Below are 11898 nucleotides of genomic sequence, written 5' to 3' on the forward strand. Positions count from 1 at the left end.
GGTCCGCTATGCCTACTTGCCCTCGATCACGGCGATGGCATCCTCCTGGGAGTACTCCACGTTGGCGACGCCGCCGACCGGGGTCGTCTCGAGGTTTGCCTCGAGCGTGTCCTGGTCGATGCGCAAGAACGGCACGATCAGGTCCTTGGGCACTTCTTTGCCGTCGAGAATCTGCTGCGCGACCCAGAAGGCAAGCGTCGAGACGCCCGGCGCGATCGACACCGACATGGTCTTGTAGCCGTTGGCGTCCTTCTGCTCCTTCCACCAGGCCAGCTCGTCCTGACGATTGCCCATGATGATGAGCGGGGTGGGCCGGCCGGCAGCCGCAAAGGCCTGGGCCGCTCCGTAACCGTCACCCCCCTGGGTCACGACGCCGACGATATCCGGCGGCAGGCTGGGCAGGATGCCGGCGACAGCCTTCTGCGCCACGTCCTGGGCCCAGTCGCCGTGTACCGATCCGACGATCTCGAACTTGGGGTTCTCGACCACCCCCTCGTGGATGCCCGCCGAAATCTCGTCATCCACGAAGACGCCTGCGAGGCCGCGAATCTCCAGCAGCTTGCCGCCGTCGGGCAGGGCGTCCTTTAGGTAGTCGATTTCGCTCTTGCCCATCCCCTTGAAGTCCACCGCGATGCGCCAGGCGCACGGTTCGGTGACGATGCCGTCGAATGAGACGACGGTGATGCCGGCATCACATGCTTCTTTAACGGCGCCGTTCAGGGCGGTCGGCGAGGCGGCGTTGATCACGATCGCGTCGTAGCCCTGCAGTATCAGATTCTGGATTTGCGCAGCCTGCTCGGTGGCCTGGTTCTCTGCGGTAGTGAAGGCGTCCGCCGCGGCGACGACGCCTGACTCGACGGCCGGCTTGGTCACCTTGTCCCAGCTCTGCAGCATGGCTTGCCGCCAGGAGTTTCCGGCATAGTTGTTGGAAAGCGCGATCTTCTTTCCCGAGGTTTCGGCGAACGCGGTTCCAGACAGGAGCGCAAACGCAAGCGCGCCCAGAACGAGTGTCTTGGTCATTGTTGTTCCTCCCTTTGTCCCTCGATGGGGACGAGCGCCTCCTCAAGCGCCACTAGCATGTTAGCATGCACCACCGTTATGCCAAGAGCCGTTGGCGGTGCGCAACGATCCCGTCATGTTGACCGTGTGGTTCCGCACCGGGTCCGATGGCTGGAGCTAGGCGATTGTCAGGCGCCCCGCGAGTACAGCCCGGTTCAAGACACTTGGAGGGGTCAGGCGTCACAGCGGCGATGGGACCGCCGCCGGCAGGCCGGTCAGGGCAATGGTCTGTTCGGTGGTAATATCGTCGTTTCGGACGACGAGGCGCAGGCTGACCGCGTTCAGCGTGCCGGTGTGATTGTTCTTGTCGAGGTCCCACATCGTAAATCGCCACTCGCCGCTTGCCTCGGTGCCCGCAAAGTCGCGTGGCCCGTCCGCGCCCCCGGTAAACGTAACCGGCGTGCCCGAACAGCGCTTTAGCCCCCGGTCCATTACGTTGATCGCGTTGCCCGAGGCCGACGTGACGATGATCCGGTGATCGGCTTCGCATTCGGTGGTGAAACTGAACTGCAGGGCCCAATCGACGATCTTGCCCTTGAGCGGAACCGTGAAGCTTGCGACCAGTCCACCCTCGGGCGTCGCGCTGACGCGGGTGGGCTCGACCGATCGCGCGAGGAGATCCCGCAGCGCTACGCGGGCCATGTCCGCATGGAAGCCCTTGCCGTAAGCCTGCAGGAAGACCTGCCAACCATCAACCGAGTTGATCTGGCGGGCGACCTCGAACGCTTCCGCGACGGCCGGCGCCGTGTCGCCGGCAACGGACTTTGCCGCCGGTTCTGGCGAGAGCACCACTTCCTGGTTCAACTCGTCGTAATATGCGGGCGACTGCTGGTGCCCGACACTCTCGGCCAGCGCCGCGACCTTCCCCCGGACACCTCGCGCGACGTCGCTGATCGATGCGCCCGGCACGGCAAGCTGCTCGAGCAGCACGCGGGTGTAGACCGAGGTGCTGGCCATGTCGTCGGCATTGAGGCGATCAAGCGCCGTCTGCCGGAAACCGGCCGAATAGAGGACGAACGTGCCGTTGGGCGGCGTCGTTATGGCAAGGCCACCCACTCCGCCCACCCCGCGAACCCCACGTTCAGGAAAAGGATTGTTGCGGCAGGCATCGATCACGAAGATCCGCACGGTGGCGCCGCTCTCGGCGATCCGCGTCATCAGGTCGTTGAGATCGATCGATTCTGAAATAAGGAAGTCCTCGGCCCCCATGGTGGGCAGCGGCATGTCGCGCGGCAGCAGGAGGTTGCGGCCGTTGATCTCGACGCCGTGGCCCGAGTAGTGAACAAACGCCATATCCCCCGGCTTGAGGGACTGCCGGAACGCGGTGATCGCAAGGCTGAGGTCGCGCCGGTTGGGATTGAGCACCTCGGTGACGCCGAAGCCCAGTTCTCCCAGCCGCTGCGCCATGGCGCGCGCATCGCCGACCGCCCGGTCGAGGGGCGACAGGCTCTCATAGCTGTCGATGCCGATGACGAGTGCGAGGCGCGCTGCCATCGCCTGCGCCGGCGCCAACAGCAACAACAGGACCAGCAAACCGAGCAACCTTCGCATATGTCCCCCCAACTTGGGCCGACGACTACTTCGTCGGCTTGCCTCCGCCCGCGGCGCTCTTGATCAACGCCAGGAGATCTGCCGATGCCTCCGGCGAACTGTGCCATACCTGCAGCAGGGCCGGATTCTCGCTCAGCAGCTGGGCGTCGACCGCGTCGAGCCCCTCCACACCCCGCTGGCTGCCCGATGGTTCGGCCGCCGCGCGGGCGATGAGCTGGAAAGCCTGCTGCAGCATGGGCGCGTTCGCAGCGAGTGCTGCCAGCGCCGGATTCCGCTCGAGCATCGTGGTCTGTTCGCTCGTCAGTTCGGCCGCGAGCGTCGGCGGCGCGGCGACCAGACCGCCTCCGCTCATGAGGATGATCAGCGCAACGGCGCTAGCCTTGAGCAGCTTCAAGCCGCGTCTCCCTGATGGTTTTTCCGTAGACCTCTTCCATGATCCCTCGCGACGTGATCAGCACCGCGCCGAAGGGCGACCGGATGCGCTCGACAAAGCCCGCCTGCTCGGACGCGAGCAATAGTTTGCGGCAGGTCTCGGTCGACATCACGGTTACGAGAAACCTCGCGAGGTCGGACTGGTCGATCGTCGGCTGCGGGGCCGAGAAATTGGCGAGCAGCTTGCTCATGTTGTCGCCGGTGAACAAGGCTGCGTCCAGGCGTTCGGGGGTCAGCCCATACCTCTGCATGCGCTCGCGGTCGTTGCGGATGTCGAGCAGGTGCTGGTTGTGCAACTCGGCAAAGCGGCGGAGCGTCTCGGCATCCCCGATGCCGTAGCTCTTCAGCGCAAACAGGAACTCGGCGAGTTGGAAGCATGATTCCTGCCGCAGGCTGAGCGTGACGCCTGGATCGGCGGAGGCCGAAGCCGCCAGCAGCCCCAACTGGAATCGCGCCTTCATCCGTCGCAGCGTCTCGATGAAGGTCAGGTCGAGCGCGAGCTCGTTACGATTAGCGTCGTCCGCCGGCACGATCCCACCCCCCCGGTATGGGCGACTGAACACTGGCGCATCGGCTTCCGCAAGGCCCGAAACGGCCGCGAGGTTAAGCCTGGCAGGCCCTCCAATCGGATTGGACAGGTCCCAGCGGGCTGAACTCGCGAAGCCGCGTGGCCTCCGCCTTACTTGGTCCACCGATCGAAATGTCGATCGCAACCGAAGGAGGACTGAACCATGACCAATTCATTCAGCACGCGGCTCGCCATCGCCAAGCCCGGCACGCTACGAAGCAACACCCTGCTGGCCGCGTCCGTACTGCTCGCAATCGCCGCCTCGCCCGTTATCTCGGTCGCATCCGAACCAGGCATCGGCTGCGTGCAGAAGCAACTGAACGCGCTGGGGTTCGATGCTGGCCGCGCCGACGGCTCGATCGGACCGCTGACCCGGTCTGCGGCTGAGGAATACCGCCGCTGGATGACCGGCGGCGCCGGCGGCGAAGGCTGGTCGCAGCCTGCGCTGACGGCACTCAATGGCGAGCTGTGGTGCCGGCAGATTGCCAAGGACCACCCCGAAACGGCGGCTCTTCAGCCGATCCCGGTTACCATCGAGCAATCCTATACCGTCGATGGCAAGAAGGGGCTCGTCGCCACCTTTTCGCTGCCCGTGGAGGGGCGCGTCTCCGACGTGCGCCTTTACTTCGCGTTCAAGACCGAATGCGAGGGCGACCTCTGGGGCCAGCTGTCTTCGCCGACCGGTGCGAGGGTAGTGGTGATGGACAAAGGCCTGCACCGGTGCAGCGGCACCCCTACCGACTTCAACAGCGACAACGAGGAGCTGGGGCAGTTCTTCAAGGGCGGCCCGGCCGAGGGCAACTGGACGTTCGAGTTCAAGGACCTGAACAACAACTTCGAACAGGGCCAGCTCACTGCGGTACGCCTCGAGTGGTTCGTGACCGCCAACGGCTTGACCACAAAGTACAAGGCCGCGCTGGACGGCCTGCCGGCCTTCATCCCAAATCCAAGCTGACGCGCCGCAACATGTGACCCGGGGGCGCGTAGACGCCCCCGGTTAGCAGGGTATCGAGGGCCGAGTCGCTCGATACCAATTGGAATGCGCTGGCGTTATTGGCGTCGTCCTTCTTTGGCCAAACTGGGTCGCATCCCGACGTCCATTTTGCTTCACACTGCAACTGGCCGGTCAGCGTTCCATCGCTACTGGGCGACGTACCGCGACCCGAGCAGCGCTGGGCACCGACCGGGAAGGGGCGCAAGCTTCTGGTCAAATTCGCTGCGAGTTCTTCGTAGGCAGCCGTTGCAGATGGAGGCGACGGTATGTCCCCGCCGCCCGGTCTACTGCGACGACGAGCAGTCCGCATACTGCGCCAAATCGAGGCCGGCACTCGATCCGGAAGCGAGACTATCGCCCCCTGCGTCCGCGGGCGGGCGCGGGTCGACCGTGTCAGTCCGCCTGAGCCATATTCTGGGCGGCGCGTACAAGCTGCGCGATGGTTTTCAGCAGAAGTGGCGTATCGCGCGTGGCCAGCCACTGGTTGAGGATGCCTACGAAGCACGCATAAATGTAGTTTGAGAGTTCGGCTATCCGAGGAGCGTCTTCGGCTCCCACATCGCTCGAGCGAGCGAGGCTGTCGGTATAGAGTTGCTTGATCTCGTGTTCTTTTTCGGCCGCCAGATGTGCGGCCTGTGGAATGCGCAGAACGTAGAGCGTCATCTCCTGCAACACGAGCTGTTCACCCGGCGCGCGCTCGATCTCGCTCCAGATGAAGCTCAGCAGGTCCTCAATGCGGTCATGCAAGGGTTGCGGCTGGGCGAACCGCTCTTCGAGCGTGCTGCGGTAGCTTGACGCCAACACCCCCATGACGCTGAGTATGATCTCCTCCTTGTCGTGGAAGTGGTAGTGCAGGGTGGCCACGTTCACGCCGGCGGCCTCGGCGATCTTGCGCGTGGTGGCGTGATAGACACCCTCGGAGATCATCACCTGGAGTGCGGCATTGACGATCTGCTCGCGTCGCCCGTCGCTATTGGGGCGGGCACGGCTCTTACGGAGAACTTTCTGGTCCATCAACTGATGCTCGTCCATGGCTCGATCAGCCCCTAACGGGATCGATCGGCGCGATCGGTCCGATGTTCTCCTCCATGACCCTGGCCGCAGCCAGGCACCGCTCATCCATAAACCGTCCCGCGACGATCTGCACCCCCGCAGGCACGTTTCGCGCCTGGCCCACAGGGACCGATACGGCCGGCAGCGACAGCCCCGCCGTCGAGGACAGGGGGCTGAATGCCTTCATGATCATTGCCATGATCTCGGCCCCCTCCTGGTCGTGGTCGATGGGAAAGGTGGGCTGGAACGAGGTCGGGGTCAGCACAACCGGGTACTCCGCGAAAAAGACCTGCCATTCGCGCTGGATCGAGAGCCTGCGCTCCCAAGCCTGTTGTACGCCCATTGCATCGAGTACGGGCAGGTTGCCGGCCGTATCATGGAAGGCTTTGCGGAAGGCGTCGTCGCCGACCGACAGCATGAAATCCCGGACGGGGCCGCTGCACTCGGCATAGAGCAAGGCCATCCAAAGCTCAGCCATCTCGGCAAGACGTGGCGGGGCAACCTCGTCGACGATGTAGCCGGCGTCCTCCAGCCACATGGCGGCCTGCCGAACGTTGGCCGCGACCTCAGCGTGGGTGCCGAATTCCGCCTCACCAACGAAAAGCGCGACCCGGCATGGCATGCCCAGTTCGAGGCGCGGCGTGAGCGGAGGGGCCTGCCAGGGGTCACGATGATCGGGGCGTTCCAGTGCACTGAGCCCCGCGTCAATGTCACGAACCGACCGAGCCAACACACCTTCCGTGGCGGCTATCTGCAGGCACAGCGACTTCTCTGCGCCCTGTGCGGGATTGTAGCTGGGCAATCGTCCTGCGGTGGGACGCATGCCATAGATCCCGCAGGTGCTGGCGGGCAGCCGCAAGGAACCGGCTACATCATTGCCGTGCGCGATGCTGCCGATGCCCGCGGCCGAGGCCGCGGCGGCACCGCCGCTGGAGCCGCCTGGTGAAAGGGCCGGATCCCAGGGGTTATGCGTCTTGCCGTAAAGCGAGTTGGTCGTGAACCACCGATAGGAAAAGGTCGGCACATTGGTGCGACCGACAATGACCGCGCCGGCATGCCGCAAGTTGGCGACGGATGCACTATCGTCCGCGGCCATTGCATCCTTGAAGGCGACGACGCCATGCGTGGTGGCGTGGCCAGCGACGTCGACATTGACCTTGGCCGTAACGGGCACGCCGTGCAGTGTGCCCAGTGCGCCGCCCCGCGCTCTGGATATGTCCGCCGCGTCGGCTGCGGCAAGCGCCTCGGCTTCGAGGCTTTCGACAACCGCGTTGAGAGCTGGATTGACGGCATGCATCCGGTCTATCGCCGCTTCGGTCGCTTCGCGGCTCGAGATGCTGCCGGCGCGGATCGCGGCGGCAGTGGCCACCGAATCCCAAGTCCAGATTTCATCATCCATGGCGAACGTCCTCCCCGCTCCGTTCTACGCACCGGGGCCCGAAATCCGGGCGTCGCGCGGCGACTGAACCAAAGTCATTGACTCTGGCAATATCTCAATCATATGATTTGGTCAATTGATTGGATCACTTTAGGAGAGTGGTTCGCGATCCTTGGGAGGGGACATCATGAACGAGACCAAGCTGCCGTTTTCTGCATCGACGCCCTCGCGCCGGACGGTGCTCAGGGGCATTGCCGCAGCCGGCATAGCAACGTCGTTTACGCTGCGCTTTCCGGCGGTGCATGCCCAGGAAACGAGCACGCTGAAGATCGGCTGGGTTGCGGCTCTTTCTGGCCCGGGGGCCTTGTTTGGCGAGGCCACTGACTTCGTCAAGGCGCAGCTCGAAAAGCACTTCAGTGGCGGCATCGAGATTGGTAGCAAGACCTATTCGGTCGAAATCCTCGTGCGCGACAGCCAGAGCTCGGTCAACGTGGCCGCCCAGGTCACCGCCGAACTCATGACCCGCGACAAGGTCGATCTGATCGTGGCCTCGGAGGCGCTCGGCGCGATCACGGGCGGACAGATGGCGGTGATCAACCGCACGCCCATCGTTTCGACGCTGTTTCCATCCGACGCCATGATCGGGGTTCGCGGCGGGCCGGAGGCCTATGGCAACAACGGCACGCCCTGGACCTTCCACTTCCTGTTCGACACGGCTGATGTCGGCGCAGCCTATATCGGCATGTGGGAACCGGTGCGCGGCCGCCTCAACGATACCGTCGGCACCTTCTATGTCGACCAGCCGGCGGCACAGGGCTTTGCCCATCCCGAGTTCGGCCTGCCGGCCTTCTTGTCGAGGGCCGGGTACAAGACGGTCGAAGGTGGCATGTTCAAGGTCGAGACGGACGATTTCTCCAACCAGGTCTCCACCTTCAAGTCAGGCGACGCGCAGATACTCACCGGCTTCATGTTCGCCAACCACTTCGCCTCGTTCTGGCGGGCGGCTGCTCAGGGCGACTACCACCCCGAGATTGCCACCGTTGCCGGGGCCTTCCTGTTCCCGGGCGGCGTTGAGGCCCTGGGCGATCGGGGGGACGGCGTGTCCACTGAGATTTGGTGGTCGCCCAAGACGCCCTTTGCGTCGAGTCTGACCGGGCAGACCGCCGCCAACCTGGCGGCCGATTGGGAAGCGAGCCAGGGAAAACAATGGACCCCGGTCCTTGGCTATACCCACGCCATCTGGGAAGTCGCCATCCACGCCCTGATTGCATCGGGCAACCCCAAAGATCGTGAGGCCGTGCGCAGCGCCCTGGCTGCGGCCAAACTGGAGACTGTGATTGGTCTGGTGGATTTCACCAACACACAGGTGCCGGGCATCACCAAGACCCCGCTGGTGGCGGGCCAGTGGCGCCGGGCGAAATCGGGTCCGTACAAGTATGACCTGGTCGTGACCTACAATGGTTCCTCCGCGCCGTTCGCCCTGGAGGACGAGTTCAAGTTGCTTTCCCAGCTCGGCTGATAGCCCCGTAGTGCACGAGAGGGGCGCCGCGGCAGCGTGGCGCTCTCGACTACTCGATCTTATGCCAGGGAGGGAACTGGTGGGTCCCGTTCTCAACGTCAACGAGGTCTCCAAGCGCTATGGCGCCAAGCTCGTGGTCGACAAGGTGAGCCTTGCGGTCGCGACGGGGGAGTGCCTTGGGATCATCGGTCCAAACGGTGCAGGCAAGACCACGCTGTTCAATCTGCTCGACGGGTCAGCGCAAGCCGATTCCGGCGTCGTGTCGGTTGATGGCCAGGACATTTCGCGCTGGCCGCAATACCGCCGGGCGCGTCTGGGTGTCGGGCGTGCCTATCAGGTACCGCGGCCGTTTACGGGCCTGACGGTCTACGAAAACGTCCTGGCAGGCATCGTTCACGGACCCATGGGTACCGAACGGCCCGAGCAGCGCGCGCTCGATGTTTTGGAAAGGGTAGGCCTCGCCGACAAGCGCAACACCATTGCCGCCGGCCTGCGCTTGCTCGATCGCAAGCGCCTCGAGCTGGCCAAGGCCGTCAGCGTGGGCAGCAAAGTCCTGCTTCTCGACGAAGTGGCCGGTGGTCTCACGGAAGGTGAGGTGCTCGAACTGGTGGAGATGGTCAAGCAGCTCAAGCGCGAGCACGCCGTGCTGTGGATCGAGCACATCGCTCACGCCCTGATGGCGGCGGCCGATCGTCTCCTGGTGCTGCACTTTGGCGCCAAGCTGATCGAAGGACCGCCAAAGGACGTCATGGCCGCCGCCATAGTCAAGGAAGTGTACCTCGGGATATCGATCGATGACCCTGCTGTCGCTTGAGAAAGTCGACGTGTTCTACGGCGATCTGCAGGCGACGTTCGGTGTCGATCTGCGGCTCGACGCTGGCGAGGCGATTGCCCTGATCGGAGCCAATGGCGCCGGCAAATCCACCTTGCTTCGCGCCATCATGGGGATGACGGCGGCGAGGCGCGGGGCGGTCATGTTCGATGGCCAGGATATTACCCGGCTCCGCTGCGACCTGATCGCCCGCCGCGGTATTGCCATCGTGCCTGAGGGGCGTCGGCTCTTTTCCTCGCTTTCGGTGGAGGAGAACCTCTTGATGGGCGGGGCTCGCGCCCGGCCGGGTCCATGGACGCTCGACACGGTCTTCGACCTCTTTCCCGCCATGCGCGAGTTTCGCCATCACAACGCCGCCGAACTCTCCGGTGGGCAACAGCAAATGGTCGCCATCGGCCGAGCGCTGCTGACCAATCCGCGCGTGCTTCTCTGTGACGAACTGTCGTTGGGGCTCGCTCCGAAAGTGGTCGGCGAGATTTATGCCTGCTTCGCCGGCATCCGGGACAAGGGGGTGTCCATCATCCTGGTCGAACAGGACGTCGTTCGGGCGCGTTCGGCGTCGAGCCGGCTCTACTGTCTGCTCAAGGGACGCGTCACGCTCGAAGGCGCGTCCAGCTCGGTGACCCTCGATGACATCAGCCACGCCTATTTCGGGGATCGCCGTTCATGAACTACATCGAACCGATCCTCAACGGCCTGATGGTTGGCGGTCTTTATGGCCTCTTCGGTCTTGGCCTGGCGCTGGCCTTCGGCATCATGCGCATCGTCAACATCGCCCACGGCGAATTTGTCGTGCTGGCTGCTTATCTGGGCGTGACCCTGCTGGCGGCCACGCCGCTGCCGCTGCCCGCAGTCTTCGTCTGCGTGGCGGCCGCTGCGTTCGTGCTGGGCTGGGCACTCCAGGCCACCGTCCTCAACCGCGTGCTGGGTCCCAACCCCGTGCCGGCCATGGTGATTACCATGGGCCTCTCGATCGTCCTGCGTAACGCCCTGGTAAAGCTCTACGGCGCCGACATTCAGTCCATCGACATCGGGCCGTTGCAGGATGCGGGCATAGGCGTTTTCGGCATCTCGATCGGGCTGCTTCCGGTCATGATCTTTGCTGCGTCCGCGTTGCTCTTTGTCGGCGTGAACCTCCTGCTGACCCGCACCACGATCGGCCGGGCCTTTCGGGCTGCGGCGGACGACTATGAGATATTGGAGACCCTGGGCTTCAATCGGCGGCGCATCTACAGCGCCGCCATGGGGCTCGCGGTTGCCCTATCGGCCATCGCCGGACTGCTCCTGGCCATGCGCAGCTCATTTTCTCCGTTTTCGGGAGTCGAGCGGCTGCTTATTGCCTTCGAGGTGGTCATCATCGGCGGGCTCGGTTCGCTTCGCGGCTGTTTCCTGGGCGGCCTGTTCCTGGGCGTGGTTCAGGTGGTCGGGCTCAAACTGAACCCCAATTCCGGTCCACTCTTCGGACACCTCGCCTTCTTCGCCGTTCTGCTGTTCCGCCATGCAAACCTCGGACCATTTTTCGCATGGGGGCGCAAATGAGGGACGGCGCCTGGAAGGCAAGCCTTGGCCTGCCTGCGCTTGGCACGGCGGCCATCACTGTAGCGCTGGTCTTGCTGCCGATTGATCGCCGGCTGGCCATGGAAATTCTGCTGGTGCTTGCCATGGCGCAGGGCTGGAACCTGCTTTGTGGCTATACCGGGCTTCTCTCCTTCGGCCACCAGGCATTCGTCGGGCTGGGTGCCTATGTCCTGTTCATGGTCGTCAATACGACCGGGGTTTCGCCCCTGTGGAGCATACTCGCCGCGGCGTTGGTGGCACTGGCCGTTGCGCTGATCATGTGGGTGCTGCTGCGCAGGCTGCGCGGTGCCTACTTCTCGATCGGCATCTGGGTTTTGGCAGACAGCCTCCGCCTGCTCTTTGCGCAGTGGGACTGGGTCGGCTCGTCACGCGGTATGGTGCTCAGTGCCACCAGCATTGATGCGACCTCCTTTGCCGATACCGTCTTCGTCTTAGCTCTGGGGCTCGCCTTTGCCACACAGCTTGGCGTTTTCGCTTTGCTGCGCAGCCGTACCGGTCTGGCCCTGATGGCGATACGCGACAATGAGGCCGGCGCCGCCAGCGTGGGCATCAGCGTCGCTCGCAACCAGCTCGCCGCGTTCCTGATTTCGGCTGCCGTCTGTGCTGTAGCCGGCGCCATCTACTATCTGTCGGTGCTCTACGTTGATCCAACCGGCGCCTTCGACATCGATTGGCAAATTCGCGTGCTGTTTATCGTGATCGTCGGTGGCCTCGGAACCGTCGAAGGGCCGATCGTCGGGATCGTGATCTATTTCGGACTCCGCGAGCTGTTTCGCGACGCCGGAGACTTGTTCCTGATTTTTCAGGGAGCCACGGCATTCGCCGTCCCGCTGATCATGCCGGGTGGCATATGGGGCCTCATCCACGCTCGCACGGGCTGGCAGCTGTTTCCCACACGGCGGCTCGCTGAATGACAGGGGCAATCTAGGCTGGA

Annotated in this window: 12 protein-coding genes; 6 read left to right on the forward strand and 6 right to left on the reverse strand. The window is 64.0% G+C overall.

Going from position 1 to position 11898, the window contains the following annotated elements; genetic code table 11:
* Positions 1 to 12: 12 nt before the first annotated feature.
* From ACOYW5_RS21625 to ACOYW5_RS21640, 4 genes are all read right to left on the reverse strand, one after another.
* Positions 13 to 1020 (reverse strand): ABC transporter substrate-binding protein, encoded by a 1008-nt coding sequence (locus ACOYW5_RS21625; protein WP_423066942.1) that lies wholly within the window; start codon positions 1018 to 1020, stop codon positions 13 to 15.
* Positions 1021 to 1239: 219 nt separating this feature from the next.
* On the reverse strand, positions 1240 to 2610 hold the full coding sequence (locus ACOYW5_RS21630; RefSeq protein WP_423066943.1) for a caspase family protein: 1371 nt from the start codon (positions 2608 to 2610) through the stop codon (positions 1240 to 1242).
* Positions 2611 to 2635: 25 nt separating this feature from the next.
* A complete protein-coding gene (locus ACOYW5_RS21635; RefSeq protein WP_423066944.1) occupies positions 2636 to 3004 on the reverse strand; it encodes a hypothetical protein in 369 nt (122 codons plus the stop codon).
* Positions 2985 to 3572 carry a hypothetical protein gene (locus ACOYW5_RS21640; protein ID WP_423066945.1) on the reverse strand — a complete coding sequence of 196 codons (588 nt, stop codon included), beginning with the start codon at positions 3570 to 3572 and terminating at the stop codon, positions 2985 to 2987. Before ACOYW5_RS21640 ends, ACOYW5_RS21635 begins: the two co-directional genes overlap by 20 nt.
* A gap of 201 nt (positions 3573 to 3773) precedes the next feature.
* Between ACOYW5_RS21640 and ACOYW5_RS21645 the strand changes: the two genes are divergently transcribed.
* On the forward strand, positions 3774 to 4565 hold the full coding sequence (locus tag ACOYW5_RS21645) for a proprotein convertase P-domain-containing protein (RefSeq protein ID WP_423066946.1): 792 nt from the start codon (positions 3774 to 3776) through the stop codon (positions 4563 to 4565).
* A 432-nt stretch (positions 4566 to 4997) separates the two neighbouring features.
* Here ACOYW5_RS21645 and ACOYW5_RS21650 read toward each other — a convergent pair whose 3' ends face one another.
* Positions 4998 to 5636, reverse strand: a complete 639-nt coding sequence (locus ACOYW5_RS21650; RefSeq protein ID WP_423066947.1) for a TetR/AcrR family transcriptional regulator — start codon at positions 5634 to 5636, stop codon at positions 4998 to 5000.
* Positions 5637 to 5643: 7 nt separating this feature from the next.
* The gene (locus ACOYW5_RS21655; protein ID WP_423066948.1) at positions 5644 to 7056 is read right to left on the reverse strand and encodes an amidase; all 1413 of its coding nucleotides are present in this window, start codon (positions 7054 to 7056) and stop codon (positions 5644 to 5646) included.
* Between the two features lie 166 nt (positions 7057 to 7222).
* Between ACOYW5_RS21655 and ACOYW5_RS21660 the strand changes: the two genes are divergently transcribed.
* The 5 genes from ACOYW5_RS21660 (at position 7223) to ACOYW5_RS21680 (ending at position 11878) form a co-directional block, all read left to right on the forward strand.
* Positions 7223 to 8554 carry an ABC transporter substrate-binding protein gene (locus ACOYW5_RS21660; RefSeq protein WP_423066949.1) on the forward strand — a complete coding sequence of 444 codons (1332 nt, stop codon included), beginning with the start codon at positions 7223 to 7225 and terminating at the stop codon, positions 8552 to 8554.
* Positions 8555 to 8633: 79 nt separating this feature from the next.
* A complete protein-coding gene (locus tag ACOYW5_RS21665; protein ID WP_423066950.1) occupies positions 8634 to 9368 on the forward strand; it encodes an ABC transporter ATP-binding protein in 735 nt (244 codons plus the stop codon).
* Positions 9349 to 10056, forward strand: coding sequence for an ABC transporter ATP-binding protein (locus ACOYW5_RS21670; protein ID WP_423066951.1), 708 nt, complete (start codon positions 9349 to 9351; stop codon positions 10054 to 10056). Before ACOYW5_RS21665 ends, ACOYW5_RS21670 begins: the two co-directional genes overlap by 20 nt.
* On the forward strand, positions 10053 to 10925 hold the full coding sequence (locus ACOYW5_RS21675) for a branched-chain amino acid ABC transporter permease (RefSeq protein WP_423066952.1): 873 nt from the start codon (positions 10053 to 10055) through the stop codon (positions 10923 to 10925). Before ACOYW5_RS21670 ends, ACOYW5_RS21675 begins: the two co-directional genes overlap by 4 nt.
* On the forward strand, positions 10922 to 11878 hold the full coding sequence (locus ACOYW5_RS21680) for a branched-chain amino acid ABC transporter permease (protein ID WP_423066953.1): 957 nt from the start codon (positions 10922 to 10924) through the stop codon (positions 11876 to 11878). Before ACOYW5_RS21675 ends, ACOYW5_RS21680 begins: the two co-directional genes overlap by 4 nt.
* Positions 11879 to 11898: the final 20 nt, after the last annotated feature.

The sequence above is a fragment of the Devosia sp. CN2-171 genome, assembly GCF_049354815.1.
Taxonomy (GTDB): domain Bacteria; phylum Pseudomonadota; class Alphaproteobacteria; order Rhizobiales; family Devosiaceae; genus Devosia_A.